Here is a 24,980-nt window from a genome sequence, read left to right as displayed (position 1 = left end):
TATCAAGCTACCATGCAAAATAAGGTAATCACAATAGGCGAAATACTTTGGGATGTTTTCCCGGAGGGAAAGAAAGCAGGCGGTTCGAGTATGAACGTTGCCCTTAACTTACACAAACAAAGTATCGAAAGCAGTTTCATCAGCGCTGTTGGTGATGACGAAAATGGAAAAGAATTACTGAACTTTTTAACCGGCAATCATTTTTCAACAGATCTGGTACAGATAAACACCGGATTACCAACCAGTACCGTTGTGGTACAGCTTGATGAAAACCATCAGGCTACCTATACCATTAAACAGCCGGTAGCATGGGACGATATTAAAATTACGGATGAAAACGTAGCTGCTGTAAAACAGGCCGATGCCTTGGTGTATTGCAGCTTAACCTGCAGGGAGGAGCAATCTAAAAAAACAATTCTCGAACTTCTAGACCACGCAAAAACTAAAATATTCGACATTAATCTCCGCGCACCGTTTTACAATAAAGAATTAATCGGAGAGCTTATGGCTAAAGCCGATATTCTTAAAATAAATGAAGACGAAATTGTTTGGGTAAAGGAATCGTTCGGTTTAACCGGAAATACTGATGAGCAGCTTTTGAAACAACTTTCCAAGCAATTCAATATTGAAATCATCTGCCTTACACTTGGCGATAAAGGCGCCTGTGTTTTAAAAGACGGGAAATTATTTAAACATGAGGGTTACAAAGTTCAGGTTGCCGATACCGTTGGTGCCGGCGATGCCTTTTTAGCTACGTTTATTGCCTGCTATTTACAAGGCTACCCAATGGAAACCACTTTGGATAATGCCTGTAAGGTTGGCGCTTTTGTAGCCTCGCAGCCGGGTGCAAACCCTGATTACAATAAAAAGATTTATCACATGGCATTGTAGTAAGCTTTTTGCCTTTTGCCACGGATGCACAGATTAACAAGGAAAGTTTAAAACTTAATAGGCTTGAGCTAAAACGGTGGGTTTTGCGTTAGGGATTGGAAGGGTTCAGTACCGATTTTTCATCGGTACCGAAGCGCAGCGCAGCCCTGAAAAGCCCGACCCTTTCCCGATTATTCATCGGGATTGGGGAACGCCCAAATTAGTTTACAGTTCTCAGTTGGCAGTTTTCAATTCTACCTGCTTTGCTCTTTCAGCTTTTACCTTTCTGCTTGGCCCCAAATATGACATGGCGCTTAAATTAATGCAAAGCGAAACTTTTATCTTCGGTAAATCGTTAATATAAGCACATGAGAGGTTTTCGTTTTTCTGATTATAAGCCGGGCGATGCGCCTAAGGGAGGGTTTGATGAACTGCTGAAATTATTTAGCGAATTGCTAAACTATACGGCAGGAGATGCGGCAGAGGCTTTAAGCTGGCTGAACGAGCTCGACAAACAATATAAATTAACCAATAATGATTATGGCATCGGTAATTTTATCGACGACCTAAAGGATAAAGGTTACCTGACGGAAGACAATCAATCGGGAGAGTTTAAAATTACAGCCAAAACGGAACAAACCATCCGCAAATCTGCCCTGGACGAAATTTTTGGCAAGCTGAAAAAATCTGGTCGTGGTAACCACAACAGCAACCAATCGGGCATAGGCGAAGAAAAAAATGCCGACAGGCGTGAATATAATTTTGGTGATAGTTTGGATCAGATTGATATGACCGCTTCGATCCAAAATGCGCAGATTAATCATGGTATCGGCGATTTCACCCTAACCGACCGCGATCTGGAAGTAGAAGAAAAAGATTTTAAAACCTTAACTTCTACAGTACTAATGATCGACATTTCGCATTCGATGATTTTATACGGTGAAGACCGGATTACGCCAGCTAAAAAAGTGGCCATGGCCCTGGCCGAACTGATTAAAACGAAATACCCTAAAGATACCTTGGATATTGTTGTTTTTGGAAATGATGCCTGGCCGATCAGTGTGAAAGACCTGCCTTATTTACAGGTTGGCCCCTACCATACCAATACTTATGCAGGTTTAGAACTGGCTGCAGATTTGCTCCGTCGCCGGAAAACCCATAACAAACAGATTTTCATGATTACGGATGGAAAACCCACCTGCCTGAAAGAAAATGGTAAATATTACAAAAACAGTATGGGTTTGGACCGTAAAGTGATTAACAAAACCTTAAACATGGCGGCGCAGTGTAAAAGGTTAAAAATCCCGATTACTACGTTTATGATTGCAAAAGATCCTTATTTACAGCAATTTGTACGTCAGTTTACTGAAATTAATGGCGGAAGGGCATTTTATAGCTCATTAAATGGCTTAGGCGAATATATTTTTGAAGATTACATTAAAAACAGACGTAAAACAGTTAAATAGTCGGGAGTCAAAAGTCTTTAGTCCGGAATTGGAAGACATAAGGCATTAAAATAAATTAAGCATGGCTAAACGTACAAATAAATATAAATTAACATTAGAAGAAATATCTTTAGCAAAAGAGGATGATGTAAAAAATGGTCCTTTAACACTCGAATTTGATAATCACGACAATATATTCAACATTATCAATGCCATTAAAAGCAAAAACATTTTTGATGATGAAAATCAAAGTACCGAGTTTGCCATTGGTTTGAAAATGTTTACAGAAGTAGTTTTAAAAAACAGAGACCAGGAACTTTTCAAAGAACTTCAGCCCGCAATTGGTGAGTTTATGAAAAAACTGAAAAGTAAATAACGAATAGTACAATCCCATATATGCAAAATACAACATTAGGCCAGTTAAAGGCTACAAATTATACATCAAGAAGCGTTAAGGAAGAGCTGAGGGAAAACCTGATTAAAGTGCTCCGCGATAAAAAAACCGAATTTGAGGGCATTATCGGCTACGATGAAACGGTTATTCCGGAGTTACAGACCGCCATTTTATCGCGCCACAATATTTTATTGTTAGGTTTACGCGGACAGGCAAAAACGCGTATTGCCCGTTTAATGGTAAATTTACTGGATGAATATGTGCCGTATGTTGCCGGAAGCGAGATTTTTGATGATCCATTGAATCCAATTTCGTGGTACGCAAAAAATGAAATCGCTACTAAAGGTGACGACACCGAAATTGCCTGGTTGCACCGCAGCGAAAGGTACACCGAAAAACTGGCCACACCAGATGTTACGGTTGCCGATTTAATTGGCGATGTAGACCCGATTAAGGCCGCTACTTTAAAGTTAACCTACAATGATGAGCGTGTAATTCATTTTGGGCTAATTCCACGTGCACACCGAAGTATTTTCGTGATTAACGAGCTTCCCGATTTACAGGCCCGTATTCAGGTGGCTTTGTTTAACATGTTGCAGGAAAAAGACATTCAGATCCGCGGTTTTAAATTGCGTTTACCCTTGGATATCCAGTTTGTTTTTACAGCAAATCCGGAAGATTATACCAACCGAGGAAGTATTGTTACGCCGTTAAAAGACAGGATTGAAAGTCAGATTTTGACCCATTATCCAAAAAGTATTGAGATTTCGCGTAAAATTACTTTTCAGGAGGCCAAACTTACTGCAGAACAAAAAGCCAATATTGAGGCCGATGGCTTATTAAAAGACCTGGTAGAACAGATTGCTTTCGAAGCCCGTAAAAGTGAATATATCGATCAGAAATCGGGGGTTTCGGCCAGGTTAACCATTTCTGCCTATGAAAATCTGATCAGCACGGCAGAAAGAAGAATGCTGATTGCTGGAGAGAAAAATACGTTCGTACGTTTATCTGATCTTGCGGGGATTATTCCGGCTATAACCGGTAAAATAGAGCTGGTTTACGAAGGCGAGCTGGAAGGTCCGGCACACGTAGCCACTACTTTAATTGGCAAAGCAGTTAAAACTTTGTTTGCACGTTACTTCCCAGATCCCGAAAAGGCTAAAAAAACCAAAACAGCCAATCCTTATACCGAAGTAACCGAATGGTTTACGGAAGGCCATAATGTAGATGTTACGGATACTTTGAGCAATGCGCAATACAAAAAAGCATTAATGCTGGTGCCTGGGCTTTATGATTTAGTAAAGAAATTCCATCCTAAACTGAGTGAAAACCAAACCTTATTGTTAATGGAGTTTGTATTGCATGGCCTGGCGGAATATTCCCAATTGAGCAAAAACTTTTTAAACGGAGGCTTCGGCTTTTCTGATATGTTTGGCAGCTTATTTAACGCCGAATTTGATGAGGAAGAGGATGAAGACGATTTCAGATAATATTGAATTTCTCTAATTTGATTAGCTTTGACAAATTCTTCCCTTAAAGAAGAATCTGTCGAAGCTTTTTTATTTACAAACCCGAATATATAATGGGAAGATTACCTTTTATTATTGCCGCCTGCATTTTTATTATTGCATTTGATATTTACTGTTATAAAGCCATTGTTTCTGTTTTTAAAAAATGGAAACCGGGCACAAAAAAAGCATTTGGCATTGCTTACTGGACTTACAGCGCGCTATTGATTATAGGCGTTTTCTGTGGCATTTACCTTAATCTTTTCCTCACGTTAAGGGCAATTATCTTAGTCGCTTTCTTTTTAACGGTAGCCTGCAAAATGGCCATGTTGCCTTTTTTGGTATTGGACGATCTACGAAGATTGTTTATCCGCATTTTCAGGAAAAATAAAACGGCTCAAGTTTCGGGCACAACACAAACGGCTGAAGCTATACCTGGAGAACAGATTTCAAGATCAGAATTTTTGGTAAAAGCCGGGTTGGTGGCAGCTGCTGTGCCTCTAACCTCACTTAGCTGGGGCATTATTTCTGGTGCTTACGATTATCAGGTACGGCGGGTAAATTTAATCCTCCCTAACTTGCCTAAAGCCTTTGATGGCATTACCATGGGGCAGATTTCAGATATCCACTCGGGAAGTTTCTACAACAAAACAGCAGTAAAAGGTGGTGTAGAAATGTTGTTGAGTGAAAAGCCTGATTTTATCTTTTTTACGGGCGATTTAGTAAACAACCTCACCAACGAAGTAAGGGATTACCAGGATATATTTTCGAAGGTAAAAGCACCGCTGGGTGTATTTTCGTCACTCGGAAACCATGATTATGGTGATTATTATTTCGGTAAGGAATCTTCTCCGGCCAAAGTAAAAAACCTGAAAGATATGGTTGACGTACACAAAATAATGGGTTACGACCTGTTAATGAACGAAAACCGCAGGTTAAAGGTAGATGGCGAAGAAATTGGCATTTTAGGTATTGAAAACTGGGGCATGGGCCGTTTCCCCAAATATGGAAAAATGGAACTCGCTGTTCAAAATACAGATGATTTGCCGGTTAAACTTTTATTGAGTCACGATCCTTCGCACTGGCGTGGAGAGGTTTTACAGAAATATCCGCAGATAGATGCCATGTTCAGTGGCCATACGCACGGAATGCAGTTTGGTGTTCGCCTGAAAGAATATCAATGGAGCCCTGTGCAATACATTTACAAAGAATGGGCAGGTTTATACCAGGAGCAAAAACAACAACTTTACGTAAATGTAGGCTATGGCTTTTTAGGTTATCCGGGCAGGGTTGGTATTTTACCGGAAATTACGATTTTTACGTTGAAAAGAGCTTAAATAATAAAACTCGTCATTTCGACTGAAGTGCAACGAAATGGAGAAATCTATAAAAGATCTAAGTAATCATTAATTAGATTTCTCCACTGCGGTCGAAATGACGATTTTTCTTTACCCCGCGTTAAAACGATACCCTACCCCTCTAACCGTTTGTAACAGCTGTGGATTATCAGGGTTCAGTTCTATCTTTTTACGCAAGCGTACAATGTGCATATCTAGCGTACGGGTGTTTACATCAGAGTTGTAACCCCAAACCACCAGCATCAATTCGTCACGGTTAATTACTTTGCCCGGGTTGCGAAGGAAATAAAGCAGGATACGGTTTTCCAATATCGTTAACTCAATTTTCTTTCCGTCTCTAAACAAAGTGTGGATGTTCGGATGATGTTCCATATTGCCAAAACGGTGAATCTCGGCAGAATCTTTATTCACGATAAATTTAACCTTGCTCTCTAACATGGCTACTAAAACGTCCATATTAAAAGGTTTGGTAATATAATCAGACGCACCAAAATTATAGGCATCAATTTTATCTACATCCTGTGCCTTGGCGGTCATCATAATTACCAGGTTTTCGAAACCCTGCTTACGCACATTTTCGCAAACTTCGGCACCTTGTTTACCTGGCATCATCCAGTCCAATAAAACAATATCGGCCTGATCGGCCAAAATCATTCTTTCACCTGCTTCGCCATCATTTGCTTCAAGCACCGTATAACCCTCGGCTTTTAAACGGTGGGCCACAAGAAAGCGAAGATTTTCATCATCTTCTACGATTAATATTTTTACTTCTTTAGACATTTATGTGTTTTTTTACTGTTTTAATGTTGAAAAGTTTCAATGTTTAAAGGTTAAGTTTAACATGCCAACCTTTTAACGTGTAACTTTCAAACTTCTTTATTGTTGCAAGGGTTGAAAAGTTTTAAGGTTTGAATGTTAATTCAACTTTACAACCTTCCAACGTTTAACATTTCAACTATTAAATTTAACTATTATATGGCAGCACAATTTTAAACTCTGTACCACTTCCTACTTTACTCTTTACGGTAATTTCTCCCTCCATAAAGTTAACCAGTTCTTTGCAGAATGCCAAACCCAGTCCAACACTGCCCATTTGGTTATATTCATTCTGTATCCTGAAAAACTTCTTAAATATATTGTTTAATTCTGATGATGCGATACCAATTCCTTTATCTGTAAAACGGAACACCAGCACGCCTTTAATCAGTTTAGCGCTGATATGCAGTTTCTTCTGATCGGGTTTCGAATATTTGTAAGCATTTTCTGCCAGGTTATCAAACAAACTCCCTAACAACACCGGGTCGGTAATAAAGGTTTTAAAGCCAACAACCTCGTAAGTCATTTTAAAATCGGGGTGTTTTAAGGTATGCGATTCGATGGTACTCTCAATAAAATCAACAATATTTACCTCTTCATGATTCAGCTTGATTGCCTTATTTTCGATCTGTGTAAAGGCCAGCAGCTTGTTCATTAAACCATTAAGTTTATCGGCCTCTTCATCCAATATTTTACCATAAAGCTGCTGTTCCCTCTGGGTTAAAGCCGGAGCGCTTTTAATATTGTTCCCAGCGATTTTAATTACACTCACCGGCGTTTTAAACTCATGTGTAAGGTTGTTCACAAAATCGTACTGGAGCTTAAACATTTTACTGTTAATGTTCAGGTTACGGTAAATTAAAAAGGCAACCAGCAGAAGTACGCCATAAACCAATAGTAGAACTAAGGCTATTGGCATAAAATAAATAAAAATCTCCTTTTTGATATAAGATTTGGATGAAATCAGGTAAAACTTAAAATCGGAGAATGCTCCCGGCAATGCAATTTCAGTAGTAATGTTTTCATCAGATGTATCTATCGGATCGTAGGTAAGCGGCTCAATCCTGATGGTTTGGTACAATAAAGGACGGGTATTAACAATCTTTATCTGGTGTGCATCCAATTTGAAAACCATTACATCCTGCGGATAAACCGGGGCAGGATTAAGCTTACGCCTGATCATATCTTTATAAATCCTTAAATCTTCGCGACGGGGAATATTAAGGTAAGTGATTTTATTTTCGTTGGAGTTAACGATAGAGAAATTGGTAAAAAGTTCTTCCTGGGTGGGTACGGAGGTCGTATCCAGATCTTCAACAAAAGTAGCCAGTTTAATTGCAATTGCGTTAAAATCGCTCCCCACGTTAAAAGACCGTGTATCATCTTCTGAGTACAGTTTTATCGAATCGGGTTTTACCCCTTTGCCAAACTGATAAATTGATTTTGGGCCAATACCAAGGTGATTGGCATTAATCCCGTCTTTAACCGGAACATTCTTCACCTCTGTATCGTAAAAAGTAACTTTTGAGATGAAGGGATATTTCAACATCACGGTATCAACAAACTTTGATGCAGTAGAGGAATCCAAAAAGCCGTTATAATAAGAAATTTCGGGCATTTTGTTCTGAAAGAAGTCATTGTAAGGTTTAATACTCTGCTCCAGCACATTTACCTTTTCCGAAACAAAATCATTTTCTATCGATTTTTTGCTATAGTTAAACGCAAGGAAAAGCGACAGGATAAAAAGAACCGAAATGAGTATAATGAAGGTTACACCAAGAGAGAAATTTTTACGGTAACTGCTTTTTTTATCTAAGGCCATACCTATTTTTTACCTAGATTTTCCTTTAAAAACTCTTCCAGGGCTTTATACAGTGCTGTTCTGCTCTGCTGGCGCACTACCGGATCCGGACCTTCTTCTTTTTCGATATAAGTAACCTGAACATTCCTTTTTTTAAGCTCTTTGATAAACTGTACCCCTTCTGCAACGTTAACACTAGGATCTTTTGGGTTTTGTGCAATAAAAATAGGTGCCTTAAACCGGTCTGCATGGAACACGGGCGATGCAAAACGCATATAATCGGTTTCGGTTATGGGGTTGCCTAAAATTTCGTAATACATCTGCAATTTGGCCTTTAAAAACGGTGGAAAGGTTTTCAGGTAACTAAACAGGTTAATTACGCCAGAATTTGATCCGCCACATTTATAAAGATCGGGATTTTTATATAAACAGTTTAAAGCAATATATCCGCCGAAACCATTACCATAAATGGCAATTTTTTTAGGATTGGCAATTTTTTCATCAATCAGCCATTTTACCCCATCGTTTACATCTTCCTGTATTTTATCGCTCCATTGTTTAAAACCGGCAGCATAAAATGTTTTTCCATAACCGGTAGAGCCACGGTAATTTACCTGCAGAACAGCATAACCACGATTGGCCAAAAATTGTACTTCGGCATTATAACCCCAGCTGTTTCTTGATTTTGGCCCGTTATGTGGCAGTACCACCACTGGTAAATTAATCGCTTTTTTATTTTTGGGTAAGGTTAAATAACCATTAATGGTCAGGCTATCGCGGCTTTTGAAACTGATCGGCTTCATGGCACACATATCCTCCGGTTTAATAGAAGGACTTACATCAGTAAGTTTTTTAAGCCGTTTATCTGTAGCGGTATATAAATAATAAGATCCCGGATTTTTATCGGTAAAGGTGCGTATTACAAACACTTTATCCGTTTTATCCTTATCCATAATTACCCATTCGGTGCCGGGTAAAAGTTTATCTATCTTAGAGTAAGCTACCCTGGTGCTGTCATCGAGGTAAAATTTTTCTCTTTTCCAGGTTTCGCAGGTAGCAAAAAGCATTTTTTTCCGGAAACGCGAATAAGTTGCATCCACTACGTTTAAGGTATCGTTTGCAAAAAGAACCTGTTTTTCTTTCCCGCTTTTTAAATCGATCGCAACCAATGCGTTTTTATCGCGGTTAATACCAGAGATGGCATAAAGTACATTCGGCTGGTCTTCAGAAAAAGCAATCGGCTGCAGGGTTGTTTCAAAATTATTGGTAATTACCGGAGCAAAAGCCTGACTTTCGCTTTCACGGTACATTAAGGTTTCATTCACCCCATCACTGGCCACTGCAATTTTAAGTACACCTTTGCTATCCGTCATCCATTTGGTAATATTACCCGGATTTTTTGCCGCAATTTCCATTTTCCCGTCACGTACATTTAAACGGTACACGTCAAAAACGGTCGAATCGCGTTTGTTAGAAGCTACGATAATGTATTTATCATCAATCAGCTGATCTTCTATTACCCTCAACCGGTTTTTCTCGTTGGCACTTAACTGCACCTGTTTGCTTCCATCTTTATTAATCACAAAAATATCCGACCGGCGTTCTTTAGAGCCATCTTCGGTATAATAAATGAGTTCGTTATTGCTTGTCCAGAAATGAAAACTGATGTTTTTCCCATTTAAATGGGTCAGTTGTACACTATTTCCGGTAGCGAGGTCTTCAACAAAAAGATCGAGTTTTTTATCCTGGAGTTTTAAATAAGACAGGCTTTTGCCATCTGGCGATATGCGGTAATAGGCTTTATCCTGCGTTTTAAAAAAATCGTCCACAGGGATAGTATCACTGTTTGAACCCTTACAAGCCCAGATCAACACTACCATTAAGAATAGAAAAAACCTTTTCAGCATAAATAAATCCTTCACCGGATGACAAAAATAAGTAACCTGACAACTATACTGCGATTTACACCAACAATGTTACTTATGCAAATAATAATAAGTTGTTGCTCAATTTAGTATTTATAAAATTTAGTCAAAATAAAATACAGGTAACATTTAAAATACGTTTTATATCCATAACTGCTTTAGCTAAAGATGTATTAAAATGTTACATTTAAAACTTATAATTTAGGGTTATGAACCGCTTGCTTTTCATCATATTCTTATTGTTAACCTTCGGGGCCGGTGCGCAGGTTTTCCGTCCAAACCAACAGGTTGCACCTGATGAAAGCACTTTGGCCATACAATATTACCAGGATGGAGATTATGAAAAAGCAGTTGTGCTGCTCGAAAAACTTTATGCCATCCCCAATAATGATGCTTATTTCGACATTTATTTTAATGCGCTGTTAAAATTAAAGCGTTATGATGTTGCCGAAAAAGTGGTTAAACGCGAGGTTAAAAAAAACCCGCAAAGTGAGCTTTATCCGATCGCACTTGGCAAACTTTACCAGGAAAAAGGAGATGTGCAGGCGGCCAACAAAATTTTTAACGAGGTAATTGTGAAACTTCCGAAAGAAGAATACCGAATCAGAAATCTGGCCAACAGTTTTTACCGTTTCGAAAATTACGATTTTGCGGTCGAAACTTTTAAACAGGGAAGAAAACTGCTGGGCAACGATCAGGCTTTTGCTTTCGAACTGTTGAACATTTACCGTTTCAAAAAGGATAAACCCATGCTGATGCAGGAATACCTGGATGTAATGGCAACTATGCCACAGCTTTTGCCACAGGCCGAGGCGGTGTTATCATCTGTTTTTGAGGATAAAAACGATTATCAGATTTTCCAGGCAGCGATTTTAAAGAAAATACAAAAAGAACCTGACGCCGAAATTTATATCCAGTTACTAACCTGGAATTACATTCAGCAACAGGAGTTTGATATGGCCCTGCGCCAGTTAATTGCCTATGATAAACGCACCAAGGCCGATGGCGGCACATTATTTAATGCCATTTATACTTTTGTAGATAATGGTGCTTACGAAACGGCGATTAAAGCGTACGATTACCTGCTGACTAAAGGAAAGGATAACCAATATTACCTGCCATCGAAAATCGAAATGCTGAATACCAGGTACAATCTGCGTACTACTGGAAAATACACGGTTGCCGATCTTGATCTTTTAGCAAAAGATTACGAAGCCTTACTGGAAGAAAATGGTAAAAACAGGAATACCCTTTTCGCGATAAAAAAACTGGCCAACCTGCAGGCTTATTATTTAAACCAGCCCGGTAAAGCAGAAAAAGAATTGGAAGAAGCGATTAAAATGCCCGGTATAAATGAGCAGGAACTTGGTCAGCTGAAGCTTGATTTAGGCGACATTTACATTTTAACCAACCAGCCTTGGGAAGCATTTTTGGTGTACGAACAGGTAAGCAAACAGTTCGAAGGTCAGCCGGTGGGCAACGAAGCCCGTTTCCGCAGCGCGAAACTTTCTTTTTATCAGGGTAATTTCGAATATAGCAATGGACAATGTTTGGTTTTAAAAGCGGCTACCTCACAATTGATTGCCAACGATGCTTTAAACCTGAGTTTATTGATCAGCGATAATATCCAGACACCAGCCGATAGCAACGCTCTAAAAATGTATGCGGATGCAGAAATGCTTTTATTTAGAAACCTGCCCGAAAAAGCGGTAAAAAAAATGGACAGCATTGCAATTGCCTATCCGCAAAACAGTTTGGCCGATGCCATTATGATGAGTAAAGCCCGGATTTTTATTAAAGCGAACGATTTTCAGAAAGCAGCAGATATCCTTAAAAAAGTAACGGAAGAATTTAAAGACGGCATCTGGACGGATGATGCACTTTTTACTTTGGGCGATCTGTACGAAAAGAAACTGAATGATATTGCCCAGGCCAAAATTTATTTCCAGAAACTGATTACCGATTATCCCGGCAGCATGTTCAGTACCGAAGCGAGAAAAAGATTCAGAAATTTAAGGGGAGATGGGGTTTGATTAGTTCAGTCGTTCATTAGTCATTAGTTCATTGGGAACAGTGTCGTTGGTTAATTGGTTAATTGTTAAATTGGTTAACTGAATTGTAAACAACCAATTGCCAGCTGCTTATTGGTTAATGATTGATAGTTCATAGTCAAATTAGTTAACTGTTTGACAGTTTAATTGACCCCAGATGCTTATCGCGAAGCGCCAAACAAATCTATAGTTTCCAATTCCAAACCACCACATTCCACTCTACATCAGTATTATCAGTATAAGTGTGAATTACCTCGAAACCGATGCGTTTATGTGCATGCATCGATCGGAGATTAATACTTGCAATTTCAGTGATGGCGAAATCATATTTTCCTTTAAAATAATCTTTGTAGGCATCGTAGCATTGATCAAATAAACCTTTACCACGATAATCTTTTCCTACGCAAACCTGTCCAACTACAATATAAGAATAATCTGAAACCGGTTTTTCCCGATAGATAATATGATCGAAACTTTCGTACATTTCAACAAGCCTCGGAATATCGTTTTTTGATTGTACGGTCATTCCCAGCACGTAGGCTGCAACAACATCACCGTCTTTTGCAATAATATTAGGCTCATGTAGATGCATCTTTTCCAGATCATCAAGCGAATGCGAAACCGTAACAAAACCCTGTTCTTTAATCTGTTGGGGAGTTAAATCCTGCTTTAGGTTTTGTTTTTGAAGTTCAAGAATTCCTTTGAGTTCTTTTGTTGTAGAAGATGTGGTAATGGTAATCATTTTTATATTGCAGCTAACTTAAGCATCCAATGCAATAATAGTTAAGGTTAACAACAAAATGAAGCAAATACTGGCTAAAATTAAAATTCTTGCACCATGCTGCCGGTCCATTAAAGAATAAGAAAACACCTTTTCTCCGGTGTACAGTGTCTTTTTTTTCTTCATGATATCCCAACCGATGACAAGACCTAAAACACCACCGAAAATTGCAGTGAGGTAACCGGTATAAATGTAATTGCGCGTGGAGTTATCGATTTTTTGAGAGGCGTTATTTCGTATCATGCTAATAAAGGGTACCACAAATTTAATTGAATCATGGCATTTAAAAGAATAAAAAACCATCATCCATACATTTTTTAGCATTTATATATTATTTACCTTTGCAACATGTATTTATATAATGTTACGCTCATCCTTGAGGATGCAGCAGCCGAAGAATGGTTACAATGGATGCAGGATATCCATATCCCTGAGGTAATGGCTACAGGCCTGTTTGTTTCTAACCGCTTGTTAAAGGTTGTAGATTCGCCAAACGAAGGCGTAACTTATTGTGCACAATATGTAGCAGAAACACTCGAACAATACAATAAATACCAGGAAGAATTTGCTCCGGCTTTACAGGCAGAGTTAAACGAGAGGTATAAAAACCGTTTTGTAGCTTACAGGAGTTTGATGGAGTTTGTTGGCTAAGCCAATAAATGATAGAGTGAGAGAATTTTGAATGCGTGAATGCTAAACATTACGCCTCATGCTGCCATTCAAAATTCCATCATTCAAAACTCACTTTAACTTCTCATTATTCTTGTGCCTGTCGGCATCGCGGATACTTTTTTTCTCCAGGTTTTTTTCCAAAGCATTAGTCAGGTTGATGCCGGTTTGATTGGCCAGACAGATCAGCACAAACATTACATCGGCCATTTCATCTGCAAGGTTTACCTCTTCATCACTCTTTTTGAAAGATTGTTCGCCATATTTCCGGGCCATAATCCGCGCTACTTCTCCAACTTCTTCCATTAAAATGGCAGTGTTGGTTAATTCGTTAAAATAACGGATACCCGTGGTTTTAATCCAGCGGTCTACCGTTTCCTGTGCTTCGTTAATGGTCATTTTTTTCTTCTTCTATTTCTGATTTTATAATATCGGTTACTTGGGGTTTTGCATCTTCGAGTAAAAACACACCGGCACCTCTTTCTCTCGCGTAAGGCGTTTTTATTTCCCCGATTTTGGTAATCCTGCGAAAATATGGCTGCTCCCGCTTACGCTGCGGATCTTCATCTTTCCAATAGGTAATCATAATGAAATCTTTTACCGGCTTATCCATTTTAAACCAATACAGGTAATCGGCATTGTAGGATACCGCGTTTATATTTTTATATTTTGAATAGTAGTTAATCGCTCCGGCCTGTCCGTAATTATCGGCCCGTACCAGCAGGGTAGATTTATCTTTAACCTTTTCGTAAGCGGAATCAACTAACGCAGCCAATTCTTTCCAGCCCTGCATATCGGCATAATCCTGAGGCAACTGGTGGTTTTTACCATCTTCCCAACGCAATGCACCTACACGCTCGAACCTTTTATGGTGTGCAATAATTTGCGCAGGACTATAAACGGGCATCAAAAGTGGCAGCAGATAAATAAATGAACCAACATTAAAAACAAACAATGCACCCGTTAAGATATATTTCTTTGCTAAAACGCGACTTATATAAACTGCGCCAAAAGCTAATAAAACGGGATATAAACCTAAGGCGTAATAATCTTTTGCCTTAAAATAGCTAAATACGATAAGGGTAATGAGGTAAGTAAGGATAATCCAGCTGTATTTCCTGAAATCTTTATAAAAAATCAAACTTCCTATTCCTGCTAAGAGGATAAATATGGAACTGAAAAAAAAGAGGAACTGCCCGATAAAAAAATCAATCCGGTTTACATGCACCAGTTGTGTGGCCTGCAAAATTCTCATATGGGTGAGTACCGGAAAATGATGGCTAATTTGCCAGATTACATTCGGGGAAATAATTAAAAGTACCAGTAAAACAGCCAGATAAAGATGTTTATCTTTAAATATTTTCCGGTTTGGGGTAATGATGATGGCGGGTAACAAACCAATAATCAGAAATAAAATATTATACTTATTTAAGAAGCCCAGGGCTACAAAAACAGCAAAAGCGTAAAGGTATTTGGCTTCGTTTTTATCGAAATATTTTAAGAGGTAATAAAATATAGCCGTCCAGGCCAAAACATCGAAAGAGTTGGGCTGATATAAAGTATTTAACCTGAGCAGAGAAGAACAGATACAAGCTATGGCCACCAGACATTTGGCCAAAAGGTTTCCTTTTAAAAAATCTGCAATCTTCCAGCAATACAGGATAGTTAATGCACCCATTAACGCAGGCACCAGTTTTACCATAAAAATGCCATTGCCAAATGCTTTAATCAGCCATGAAAAAAGCGAAGTTAAAGGTGGAACTGAAGTAAAACCTGCAGCCAGGTGATTGGCCTGATCTAAATGCAGAAATTCATCGCGGTGTAATTCATAAACCGAATTAACCAGCAGAAAAGATAAAAAAACCTTTAAAATCAGAAAAAATACCAGACATCCATATTCAGTTAAGCGGTTCGGATTTTCTTTCATATTAGCTTAAGTTCGATTGAAATAGATTAATACGATTTTTGACCATTCATTATCTGATTAGTTACGTTCAGCACATTAAATTTTAATTATTCCTTATCTTTTGTATCGATCAAAATCGTAACCGGCCCATCGTTTAAAAGTGTGATTTTCATATCGGCACCAAAAATTCCGGTTTTTATTTTTTTTCCCGATAAAGCCGAGAGTTTTTCGATCATTTTCTCATAAAGCGGAATGGCAACATCCGATCGTGCCGCCCTTGTAAAACCCGGACGGTTTCCTTTTTTGGTAGAAGCGAATAAAGTAAACTGGCTGATCAATAAAATATCTCCACCCACATCGGCAAGTGCTTTGTTCATCATTCCGTTTTCATCACCAAAAACACGCATTCCGATAATTTTCTGCGCCAGCCAATCCAGGTCTTCCATGGTATCGGCATCTTCAATGCCTAACAATACCAGAAATCCGCCTTCAATTGCTCCTGTTATTTCACCATCAATGGTGCAACTTGCTTGTGTAACTCTTTGTAAAACTGCCCGCATTTTATAGTACTTTTGCTAACAAAATTGATATGCGCAAGATAAGTATTTTAGTGATTTCTGTATTTCTCTTCTTCAGCTGCAAACAAAAATCAGTTGTTAATCCTGCTTTTTACTATTGGAAAACGGATTACCAGAATAAGAAGGCAGAAACTGCTTATCTCAATCAGTTTAAATCAAAATCTTTGTATGTGCGGATAATGGATGTAGATTTTAATCCCGATCTGCAACTGCCCGTACCTGTTTCGCCCATTAAATTTTCGGATCCATTGCCCGAACAGACCGAAATTATACCGGTGGTGTTTATTGTTAACCAGGTTTTTGATAAGATTGATACCACGCAGAGCATAGTAATGGCCGATCGGATTGCCAAATTTGTAGCTGCAAAGGTAAAACAGGCAGGAAAACAAAGTTATCACGAACTTCAGATTGATTGCGACTGGACAAAAGGCACCAGAAACAGGTATTTTAAATTTCTGGAACAATTAAAGGATAATCGGCTTTTAAAAGGGAAAACCATTTCGGTAACCCTGCGTTTACATCAGGTTAAAAATATTGTATCCAGCGGTGTGCCACCAGTAGAAAAGGCAATTTTAATGTGTTATAACATGGGTAACCTGCGTAAATACGGCGAACAAAATTCGATATTGGATCAGCACGAAATGGATATTTACCTTAAGGATTATTTAGAGCAATATCCGCTGCCACTTGATGTTGCACTGCCAATTTTTGAATGGGCAGTGGTATTTAGAAATAGCAAATATGCAGGCATTTCTAAACGTATTGATAAAAGCCGGATTGAAGATAAAAAACTATTTAAACAAAGGGGAAATTTCATTTTATACGATCTTTTGGTTGATTATCCTGAAGCAGGATTAAAAAAGGGTGATGTAGTGAGGTGGGAACAGATTTCTCCTGATGATTTACTTGTTACCTCTAAATTTTTATCCCGATATTTAGCCCCCAGAGACCGGAATCTTGTTTTCTACCATTTAGACACCGACCTATTAAAACATTTTACCAATGAAAACCTTCAAAAAGTTATCGCTAATTTTTAGTGTATTCCTGATTACTTTTTTCGGCGAAATTGCCGTAAATCTTGCCTGTGGTGGTGAGATAGATCCCTACGATTATTACATTTCCTATTTCCACAACAACGTTGAAGGTGACGAATATTCTCCGTTTGCCTATAATCAAATGGTGTACCTTAACAGTGAAACCGACATCGAAAGTGAACCTGATATCAACAGCCGCGAATGGGCAAAATACCTCAATGTAAAAAAAGAGGATGTGCTAAAAGTAATGTACAAAACCGATAGCGCCACCAATGTAAAACTAACCAATTTTGACGGCAATGTTTCGCAATTGCCTGATAGCCTACAACAAAACAGCTTCATTCAGGCCTTAAGCAAACGTAAAGAACCCTTAAAGTATTATCTTTTTGCGAAGCGCTGCGAACCTTTAGCCAACGTAGATTTTAGCCTTTGGGATCCGAAACCACGAGATACCACAACAATGGCGGACAAAGCCAAAGAAGGTTTAAAATTAACAGATGCTGAAAAAGATGATTTTCTAAAATTACGTTATGCGTATCAGGCAGAAAGGATGTTCCACTTTGCAGGAATGCATACCGAAAGTAAATCGACCTACGAGAAGTATATTAAAACCAGCAAGGTAAATAGTGCGGCTAAAGGCTGGGCTTTGGCTCTATATGCCGGATCTACCCGCAGGTTGGGAAATCCTGAAGAATCGGCTTTTTTATTTTCTAAGGTCTTTGCCAGCAATCCGGAGAGGAGGGTACAGGCGTATAAAAATTATTATTACAATAGTACTCCAGTTAACGGAGCATTAAAATATGCCAAAACCAATAATGAGAAAGCTAATATTTGGGCGATAAATGGATTTGGTGGTAACGATTCGGGGATAGAAAGCTTAAATAAAGTTTATCAGTACGAACCGAAAAGTCAGCTGAACGGAACATTGCTGGTGCGCGAAGTAAATAAATTAGAGCAGGATCTTATCGAAGCGAACGACATCGCCAAAATTGGTTATAACTATTACTTTTCGGATAATGGAAATCCTAAATATAAAGATAGTTTAAAAACAGTTAATCTAAAACGATTGAACGAAATCAGGAATTTTGCGGTAAAACTGGCAACAGAAAAGAAATATCCGCAACCTGAACTCGGCACTTTAACAGCCGCCTATTTATCGTGGATGGAAAATAAAGATTTCCTGGCCTCAAATTACCTAGCTACTTTAAAACCAGATAAACTGCCTGAAAGATTGCGCGATCAATACCGAATTACCGATTTGTTGATTAAAGCTAAAAACATTAAAAAAGGTAACCCTTTTAACGAGAATGACTTATTGCCTACTCTAAAATGGCTGGATGAAAAACGTTTTGCCGAAAATAAAAGTCAATCTAACCGACAGTATTATGATAACGATGAGGCGGAAAAGCGTTTTAGCAGAACAACCAGAAATTTTTACCAACAGATTTTAGCGCCCGCCTACTTAAATATGGGCGATACAGCTAAGGCAGCACTGGCAATGGTTAAAGGAGATATGACCGCTAAAACCATAAAAGAAAATTCACTTTTTCAGAACATGAGTTACCAGAGTATCAATTTCTGGCAGAAAAACTTAAGTCCGAAAAGTATGCAAGGACTGGCGGTTTATAAAACCAAAGCTGCGGGTAATGATGTTACCGGTTTATTAGCATCAGCTTTAAACCAGCTTAAAAATGACGATTTTTATGAACTTTATGGCACTACCTATCTGCGAACGCATCAGTATGATAAAGCTGTGCAGATGTTTGCAAAAGTTTCGGCGAATTACAAATATTTCAGTCCGGAAAACTGGTATGAGGATGAGGCCAATTCAAAATTGTATGCCAATCCTTTTATTGAGACCATTAACGATTATCCTAAAAAATATGTAACGGCAAAAGCATCTGTTACTAAAAAAGCCTTTGCTGCAGAAATGCTCCGCTTGCAGAAATTATTAGTAAGCGATAAAAAGAATGCAGCGCTTTATTATTATAAAATGGCCAATGCGGTTTACCAGACAGGTTATTTCGGTAATAGCTGGTTTTTAATTAGTTACAACTGGTCATCATACGACAACACCAATCCGGCAAAATATGTGTATGATGGCGATTACAAAAAAGCGCAAACCGCAAAAGCATGGTATTTAAAAGCGAGGGCTTTAAGCACCAATGCCGATTTTAAAGCAAAATGTACTTTTATGCTGGCCAAATGTTTGCAAAAGCAGATTATTATGAACGCCAATCCGCTATCATTTTATTATTATGATAAAAAGGATATAAAATGGAGAAACTTTATCAAGGCCAATTATAATAATCCTTACCTTAAAGAATTGAGGCTTGATTATAATAAAACGCCTTTTTATGCTACTGCATCAGAAGAATGCAGTTATTTAGCTGATTTTATCAGGCCGAAAACGCAATAGACGGTTACTACCATTAAGAAGTTAAGGTAATTAAGAAAAGTGCAGTCGTCATCTCGACCGAAGCAACGCGGAGTGGAGAGATCTTTAGCTATAGATTTCTCGACTTCGTTGCACTCCGCTCGAAATGACGGATCTATTTTGATGCGGTAACTTTCTTATTTTACCTTAACTTGCTTGGCTTTTTGACAAAAGCTCCCAGCTCCCAGCTCCCAGCTCCCAGCTCCAAAACCTACCACCTAATCAGCGCACTGGCCCAGGTAAAGCCCGATCCAAATGCTGCGAGGCAAACCAGATCGCCATCTTTAATTTTGCCGGCTTCCCAGGCTTCGCATAGTGCAATAGGAACAGAGGCTGCCGTAGTATTACCATATTTCTGAATATTGTTAAAAACCTGATCGTCGTTTAAGCCCAGCAATTGCTGTACATACTGACTGATACGCAGATTTGCCTGGTGCGGCACTAACATATCGATATCTTTCTCCGTAAGGTTATTTGCAGCCAAAGCTTCTTTAATTACTTCAGGAAATTTTACCACCGCTTTTTTGAAAACAGATGGTCCATCCATGTAAGGTAAGGCGGCACCACTCTCTAAAATCTCATTCGTCATAAATAATCCGCCCAATTCCTGTTCCGGATAAGCGGGTTTATCTTTTAGCCATTTATTGGCATGAGAGCCCGGATAATACATGGCAAGGATTTCAGCATCGGCCCCATCACTATGTAAATGTGTACTTAAAATTCCTTTTCCAGGCTCATCCGTAGGTTGCAACACCACTGCACCTGCACCATCACCAAAAATTACCGATACATTACGGCTTCGGGTTTCGAAATCCATCGCAAATGAATGTTTCTCACTTCCCACTACCAAAACATTTTTATACATGCCCGTTTTTACAAACTGATCGGCCACCGAAAGTGCATATACAAAGCCCGAACACTGGTTACGGATATCGAGTGCGCCGATTTCACCCATGCCCATCTCGCGCTGCAACAATACGCCGCAGCCCGGGAAGTAATAATCCGGACTGAGTGTTGCAAAAACAATAAAATCGACATCCTTAACAGTAATCCCTGCCCTTTCTATCGCAATTTTGGCAGCTTCAATGCCCATTGTAGTGGTGGTTTCCTCATTCCGATCGGCAAAACGACGTTCTTTAATCCCCGTACGTTCCTGGATCCAGGCATCATTGGTATCCATAAAACGACTTAAATCATCATTGGTATATACATTTTTCGGAACGTAGTAACCTATTCCCGCAATTTTAGACTGGTGCATGCTCGTATTTATTATTATTTGGTTAGCAAAGTTAGTTAATTAAAAAAAGATATGAGCAGTGCGATTTGAGACGTGAGATTCACCTTAACGTCCTAAAATCTAATATCTCAGATCTAATATCTCAAATCTTCTAAATTATTGTTTATTTTTGCACCATGTCTACAGAAACCAAAGAAGAGACCTTTACGCTCGAAGAAATTTTAACTTCCTTAAAAACCGTACATCGCCTTATTTTGTGGAATGATGATATCAATACTTTTGATCATGTAATTTACTGCATGATGAAATACCTGGATTATAACGAATCGCAGGCAGAAAAAATTGCATGGAAAGTGCATAATGAAGGTAAATGCCCGGTTTTAGAAGGATCATTTACCGAAATGGAAGTGTATCGTAAAATTTTACAGCAAGAAGGATTGACGGTTTCTGTTGATTAAAGATGACTTTCTTTAAAGAAAATCACTATCTTTAGATAAGCAATTACAGCTATGCAAGTTACATTGGAAATAAAGGATGATAACGCTTTTTCAATTCTAGAAACATTGAAAAGTATTAAGGGGGTTAAGATTAAGAACATTGAGCAATCAAATGAAAAATACCTTAATGAATTAGCCAATGCTTATAAAGAAACTGAATTAGCAGAAAAAGGAAAGATAAAATTAAAAAGGTTTGAGGATTTAATAAATGAAATTTGATGTATTTACATCATCCCTATTCAATAAAGAATTCAAAAAACTCTGTAAAAAACATAAATCTGCAAAAAGTGATATCATTACTTTTGTAGAAAATCTTAAGACAAACCCTATACAAGGCATTCCTATCGGTAACGAGTGTTACAAGATAAGAATAGCCATTGCAAGTAAGGGAAAAGGTAAATCGGGTGGCGTCAGGCTAATTACCAACGTTCGCGTGATTAATGAAAAAATTTATCTTTTATCTATTTATGACAAGTTTGAGAGAGATTCCATTTCAAATAAAGAACTCGAAGATATTTTAAAATCTATTGAGCTTTAATAATTCTCCAACCCTCTCAAAAGTTCTAATAACCCAGCCTGTGTCGTCAGCGTTTTATCTTTAGCATACCAGCCATGAAGTTTTTCTGCTAATACCGGCATTTCAGCGCTTTCTTTCTTCCATTCCTTTAATAGCTCCTGTAAAATTTGCGGTCTTGGGCCCCAGGTGGCTAAAACCTGATCTGCTGATTCATTCAAAACAATTAAAACCGGAATAGCCCTTCCGCCATTGGTTAAATGGGCATCAATTAAAGGGAGATTTTTATCTCTGAGCACAAATTTCAGATCAATTTTACCCAATGATGCCGTCGCGATTTTATTAAACACCGGAACAATCTGCGCAGCATCGCCACACCAGCCTTCAGTAATCACTAAAAATTTATAGTTCGCTTTTAAATGATCTACAGTTGAGGCTAATTCTTCAGTTAAACTAACTGTTTTATCCACGCGGTTCATGCGCTGCACATTCATTTTGGTGTAGTGCAAATCGTAAGTTACATCACCAGTAGCTTTTCCTTCTAACAGAAGTTGGTCAATCAGTGCACGATAGGTTAAATAATCAAGACCTTGTTGTTCAAAAATTTCGCGATAATTTATCATGGTTTCCTAAAAATTACAACGCAAAGGAAAGGAGAAATTAAAGGAAAATGATCATTATTTTGCAAGAATCGCAAGCGCAGGATAACACAGATTTTAAGATCGACCAGATTTAAAATTGTATTTCGGGCAATGTTCATACTAGTGAAACAGAACATTTGATTTAATGCACTATAGGAAATACATAAACCCGATTGAAATGGAAAGCCCGTAAGCGAGGTACGAGTGCGGACTTGTAATGAAAAGCGGGACTGCTGCAACCGAAATGAGCCGAAGCATGCTTTGCATATTTATAAAAATCGTTTTTTAACCAAAAGTGAATGTTAATTACACAGCCATCAACTTACTCACATGCTGCGTTAAGGCCACAAAATCAGCCACGGTTAACTGCTCGGCACGCTTTTCGAAATAAATATGATCGTCCATTTTATCTTTTGGCATTACCGCCGAAACCGCATTACGCAAGGTTTTTCTACGTTGATTGAAACCAGCTTTAACCACACGCCAGAATAATTTTTCATCGCAATCTAAAGTCTCTACCTCGTTACGGGTTAAGCGGATTACGGCCGAATGCACTTTTGGCGGCGGATTAAACGTACCGGGTTTAACAGTAATCAGATATTCAATTTTATAATAGGCCTGAAGAAACACGCTCAAAATGCCATATTCTTTATTCCCCGCAGGTGCAGCACAACGTTGTGCTACTTCCTTTTGGAACATGCCCACCATCTCTACCACTTTATTGCGGTTATCTAAAATCTTAAATAAAATCTGCGAAGAAATATTGTATGGAAAATTTCCGATAATGGCGAATTGGCCTGGAAAAATATCATCAAAATTGAGTTTCAAAAAATCACCGTTAATTAACCTGTCGCCAAGCTGAGGATATTTTTCATTTAAAAAGTGGAAAGATTCGGTATCGATATCGATCAGGTAAGTTTCCAGGTCTTTCCGCTGCAGCAAAAAATCAGATAGAATTCCCATCCCCGGCCCAACCTCTAAAACCTGGTGGTATTTATCGGTATTTACCAGGGCCTCAACAATGCGGTTGGCAATGCCTTTATCGGTTAAAAAATGCTGACCTAAGTGTTTTTTTGCTTTTACTAAACTCATCTTTACGCTTTATTTTGCCACGGAGGCACAGAAACCATAGAAAAATTTTGCAAAGAATGGGAAAACCCTTTCCCCTGCTCCGTGCAAACAGTGTTTCCGTGGCTACTCTATTTTGTACAAAATAACTAATTTTTATCCGGTAAGCACCTCTTTAAACGAAAATCAGTAATTTGCGCTAAAATTTTCCAGTAATTATGAGCGATAAACTTAAAATTGGCATCAGTATAGGCGACGTAAACGGTATTGGTTTAGAGGTAATTATTAAAACATTATCCAATCCTGCAATTTTAAATTATTGTACCCCAATTGTTTACGGACATACCAAGGTTTCATCTTTCCACAGAAAAGCAAATAACCTTGGCGATTTCAGTTTTAATGTGATCAATCATGCCAATCAGGCGCAGGTAAAACGTGCCAACATGATTAATTGCTGGGAAGAAGATGTAAAAATCGAACTCGGTCAGGTTACCGCAACTGGTGGAAAATACGCGCTTTTATCTTTAGAGCGTGCCACTGCTGATCTGGTAAACGGCGATATTGATGCTTTGGTTACCGCTCCAATCAATAAACACAACATTCAATCAGATACTTTTGCTTTTCCTGGGCATACCGAATACCTGCAGGAGAAAAGCGGCAGCAGAGATGTGCTGATGTTTCTCATTAGCGAAAATTTGCGGGTGGGTGTAGTCACCGGCCATATTCCGGTAAAAGATGTTCCGGCTTCGATTACAAAAGAGAAAATTGTAAATAAATTAAAACTGATCAACGAAAGTCTGAAAAAGGATTTTTGGATCGAAAAACCGAAAATCGCAGTTTTGGGTTTAAATCCACATGCCAGCGACAATGGTTTATTGGGCACCGAAGAAGCAGAAATTATTACGCCTGCCATTCAGGAAGCTTACGATAAAGGCATTGTTTGTTTTGGTCCGTACCCGGCCGATGGCTTTTTCGGCAATGGCAGTTACAAACAGTTCGATGCGGTTTTGGCTATGTACCACGATCAGGGATTAATTCCTTTTAAAACACTGGCTTTCCACAACGGCGTAAACTATACCGCAGGCCTAAACTTTGTGCGTACCTCTCCCGATCATGGTACAGGTTACGATATTGCAGGTAAAGATCTGGCAGATTCTACTTCATTCACTGAGGCTTTATTTTCTGCTATTCACATTGTAAAAAACCGCAGAGAGCAGGAAGAAATGCTGGGCAACCAGTTACGTTCAGGTGGTAAGGTGGTAGAAACACAGTTCGATATTAAGGATGATGCTTCTTAGGAGAGCAGAAAGACCAAAGCTGAAAGACTAAAGTAGGAATAAGAAAGGTTATGTACCATTGGCCTCTGACTTCGGACATCCGACCCCGGGCTTTCTAAAAACTAAGATTACTCAAGTGAATTAAGTAATGATTTTTTTTGTAAAGCAAGGCC

At 38.6% G+C, this 24,980-nt stretch carries 24 protein-coding genes; 13 read left to right on the top strand and 11 right to left on the bottom strand.

Annotation, left to right across the window (positions count from 1 at the left end):
- The first annotated feature begins 12 nt into the window (after window positions 1–12).
- The 5 genes from ABD769_RS16610 to ABD769_RS16590 all read left to right on the top strand — a co-directional run bounded on the left by ABD769_RS16610 (window position 13) and on the right by ABD769_RS16590 (window position 5,554).
- Window positions 13–891 (top strand): carbohydrate kinase family protein, encoded by an 879-nt coding sequence (locus ABD769_RS16610; RefSeq protein ID WP_344852515.1) that lies wholly within the window; start codon window positions 13–15, stop codon window positions 889–891.
- Between the two features lie 347 nt (window positions 892–1,238).
- Window positions 1,239–2,336 (top strand): vWA domain-containing protein, encoded by a 1,098-nt coding sequence (locus ABD769_RS16605; RefSeq protein ID WP_138818699.1) that lies wholly within the window; start codon window positions 1,239–1,241, stop codon window positions 2,334–2,336.
- Window positions 2,337–2,397: 61 nt separating this feature from the next.
- Complete coding sequence (locus tag ABD769_RS16600) at window positions 2,398–2,691, top strand: DUF3861 domain-containing protein (protein WP_344852514.1); 294 nt, start codon at window positions 2,398–2,400, stop codon at window positions 2,689–2,691.
- A 20-nt stretch (window positions 2,692–2,711) separates the two neighbouring features.
- Window positions 2,712–4,199 (top strand): P-loop NTPase family protein, encoded by a 1,488-nt coding sequence (locus ABD769_RS16595; RefSeq protein ID WP_344852513.1) that lies wholly within the window; start codon window positions 2,712–2,714, stop codon window positions 4,197–4,199.
- A 92-nt stretch (window positions 4,200–4,291) separates the two neighbouring features.
- Window positions 4,292–5,554, top strand: a complete 1,263-nt coding sequence (locus ABD769_RS16590; protein ID WP_344852512.1) for a metallophosphoesterase — start codon at window positions 4,292–4,294, stop codon at window positions 5,552–5,554.
- Between the two features lie 111 nt (window positions 5,555–5,665).
- Here ABD769_RS16590 and ABD769_RS16585 read toward each other — a convergent pair whose 3' ends face one another.
- The 3 genes from ABD769_RS16585 to ABD769_RS16575 all read right to left on the bottom strand — a co-directional run bounded on the left by ABD769_RS16585 (window position 5,666) and on the right by ABD769_RS16575 (window position 10,099).
- Entirely contained in the window at window positions 5,666–6,355 is a 690-nt protein-coding gene (locus tag ABD769_RS16585; RefSeq protein WP_344852511.1) for a response regulator transcription factor, read from the bottom strand.
- 184 nt (window positions 6,356–6,539) lie between these two features.
- Window positions 6,540–8,213, bottom strand: a complete 1,674-nt coding sequence (locus ABD769_RS16580) for a sensor histidine kinase (RefSeq protein ID WP_344852510.1) — start codon at window positions 8,211–8,213, stop codon at window positions 6,540–6,542.
- Between the two features lie 2 nt (window positions 8,214–8,215).
- On the bottom strand, window positions 8,216–10,099 hold the full coding sequence (locus ABD769_RS16575; RefSeq protein WP_344852509.1) for a S9 family peptidase: 1,884 nt from the start codon (window positions 10,097–10,099) through the stop codon (window positions 8,216–8,218).
- 227 nt (window positions 10,100–10,326) lie between these two features.
- Between ABD769_RS16575 and ABD769_RS16570 the strand changes: the two genes are divergently transcribed.
- A complete protein-coding gene (locus ABD769_RS16570; protein WP_344852508.1) occupies window positions 10,327–12,150 on the top strand; it encodes a tetratricopeptide repeat protein in 1,824 nt (607 codons plus the stop codon).
- Between the two features lie 202 nt (window positions 12,151–12,352).
- Here the strand turns inward: ABD769_RS16570 and ABD769_RS16565 are convergent, their stop codons facing one another.
- Window positions 12,353–12,910 (bottom strand): GNAT family N-acetyltransferase, encoded by a 558-nt coding sequence (locus ABD769_RS16565; protein WP_344852507.1) that lies wholly within the window; start codon window positions 12,908–12,910, stop codon window positions 12,353–12,355.
- An 18-nt stretch (window positions 12,911–12,928) separates the two neighbouring features.
- Entirely contained in the window at window positions 12,929–13,192 is a 264-nt protein-coding gene (locus ABD769_RS16560; protein WP_344852506.1) for a hypothetical protein, read from the bottom strand.
- Window positions 13,193–13,297: 105 nt separating this feature from the next.
- On the opposite strand from ABD769_RS16560, the gene ABD769_RS16555 reads away from it, so the two are divergent.
- Window positions 13,298–13,600: a DUF4286 family protein gene (locus ABD769_RS16555; RefSeq protein WP_344852505.1), complete on the top strand. Its 303-nt coding sequence runs from the start codon at window positions 13,298–13,300 to the stop codon at window positions 13,598–13,600.
- Between the two features lie 90 nt (window positions 13,601–13,690).
- On the opposite strand, the gene ABD769_RS16550 is transcribed toward ABD769_RS16555, so the two are convergent.
- The 3 genes from ABD769_RS16550 to dtd form a co-directional block, all read right to left on the bottom strand.
- On the bottom strand, window positions 13,691–14,017 hold the full coding sequence (locus ABD769_RS16550) for a nucleotide pyrophosphohydrolase (RefSeq protein WP_344852504.1): 327 nt from the start codon (window positions 14,015–14,017) through the stop codon (window positions 13,691–13,693).
- The gene (locus ABD769_RS16545; protein ID WP_344852503.1) at window positions 14,007–15,545 is read right to left on the bottom strand and encodes a glycosyltransferase family 39 protein; all 1,539 of its coding nucleotides are present in this window, start codon (window positions 15,543–15,545) and stop codon (window positions 14,007–14,009) included. The genes ABD769_RS16550 and ABD769_RS16545 overlap by 11 nt, the downstream gene beginning before the upstream one ends.
- Window positions 15,546–15,631: 86 nt before the next feature.
- Window positions 15,632–16,084 (bottom strand): D-aminoacyl-tRNA deacylase, encoded by a 453-nt coding sequence (gene dtd, locus ABD769_RS16540; protein ID WP_344852502.1) that lies wholly within the window; start codon window positions 16,082–16,084, stop codon window positions 15,632–15,634.
- A gap of 29 nt (window positions 16,085–16,113) precedes the next feature.
- Here dtd and ABD769_RS16535 point away from each other — a divergent pair, with 29 nt between their 5' ends.
- Both ABD769_RS16535 and ABD769_RS16530 read left to right on the top strand, forming a co-directional pair.
- Window positions 16,114–17,139: a hypothetical protein gene (locus ABD769_RS16535; protein WP_344852501.1), complete on the top strand. Its 1,026-nt coding sequence runs from the start codon at window positions 16,114–16,116 to the stop codon at window positions 17,137–17,139.
- Entirely contained in the window at window positions 17,105–19,555 is a 2,451-nt protein-coding gene (locus tag ABD769_RS16530) for a hypothetical protein (protein WP_344852500.1), read from the top strand. Before ABD769_RS16535 ends, ABD769_RS16530 begins: the two co-directional genes overlap by 35 nt.
- A 229-nt stretch (window positions 19,556–19,784) precedes the next feature.
- On the opposite strand, the gene ABD769_RS16525 is transcribed toward ABD769_RS16530, so the two are convergent.
- Window positions 19,785–20,831, bottom strand: a complete 1,047-nt coding sequence (locus tag ABD769_RS16525) for a 3-oxoacyl-ACP synthase III family protein (protein WP_344852499.1) — start codon at window positions 20,829–20,831, stop codon at window positions 19,785–19,787.
- A gap of 155 nt (window positions 20,832–20,986) precedes the next feature.
- On the opposite strand from ABD769_RS16525, the gene ABD769_RS16520 reads away from it, so the two are divergent.
- From ABD769_RS16520 to ABD769_RS16510, 3 genes are read left to right on the top strand one after another with little or no spacing between them, the layout of a single operon-like run.
- Window positions 20,987–21,268, top strand: coding sequence for an ATP-dependent Clp protease adaptor ClpS (locus tag ABD769_RS16520; RefSeq protein ID WP_025143968.1), 282 nt, complete (start codon window positions 20,987–20,989; stop codon window positions 21,266–21,268).
- A gap of 51 nt (window positions 21,269–21,319) precedes the next feature.
- Window positions 21,320–21,526 carry a hypothetical protein gene (locus ABD769_RS16515; protein WP_344852498.1) on the top strand — a complete coding sequence of 69 codons (207 nt, stop codon included), beginning with the start codon at window positions 21,320–21,322 and terminating at the stop codon, window positions 21,524–21,526.
- Window positions 21,516–21,845 carry a type II toxin-antitoxin system RelE/ParE family toxin gene (locus ABD769_RS16510; protein WP_344852497.1) on the top strand — a complete coding sequence of 110 codons (330 nt, stop codon included), beginning with the start codon at window positions 21,516–21,518 and terminating at the stop codon, window positions 21,843–21,845. The genes ABD769_RS16515 and ABD769_RS16510 overlap by 11 nt, the downstream gene beginning before the upstream one ends.
- Here ABD769_RS16510 and ABD769_RS16505 read toward each other — a convergent pair.
- Together ABD769_RS16505 and rsmA are read right to left on the bottom strand one after the other, a co-directional pair.
- On the bottom strand, window positions 21,842–22,444 hold the full coding sequence (locus ABD769_RS16505; protein ID WP_344852496.1) for a thioredoxin family protein: 603 nt from the start codon (window positions 22,442–22,444) through the stop codon (window positions 21,842–21,844). The two genes, ABD769_RS16510 and ABD769_RS16505, sit on opposite strands and share 4 nt — an antisense overlap.
- Window positions 22,445–22,768: 324 nt before the next feature.
- Window positions 22,769–23,554 (bottom strand): 16S rRNA (adenine(1518)-N(6)/adenine(1519)-N(6))-dimethyltransferase RsmA, encoded by a 786-nt coding sequence (gene rsmA / locus ABD769_RS16500; protein ID WP_344852495.1) that lies wholly within the window; start codon window positions 23,552–23,554, stop codon window positions 22,769–22,771.
- Between the two features lie 194 nt (window positions 23,555–23,748).
- On the opposite strand from rsmA, the gene pdxA reads away from it, so the two are divergent.
- Window positions 23,749–24,828 carry a 4-hydroxythreonine-4-phosphate dehydrogenase PdxA gene (gene pdxA / locus ABD769_RS16495; protein WP_344852494.1) on the top strand — a complete coding sequence of 360 codons (1,080 nt, stop codon included), beginning with the start codon at window positions 23,749–23,751 and terminating at the stop codon, window positions 24,826–24,828.
- The last annotated feature ends 152 nt before the right edge of the window (window positions 24,829–24,980 follow it).

Origin of the sequence: Pedobacter jeongneungensis, from assembly GCF_039538295.1 — a bacterium.
Taxonomy (GTDB): domain Bacteria; phylum Bacteroidota; class Bacteroidia; order Sphingobacteriales; family Sphingobacteriaceae; genus Pedobacter; species Pedobacter jeongneungensis.
The sequence above is the reverse complement of the archived record's forward strand: the minus strand, read 5'-3'. Positions and strand labels throughout refer to the sequence as shown.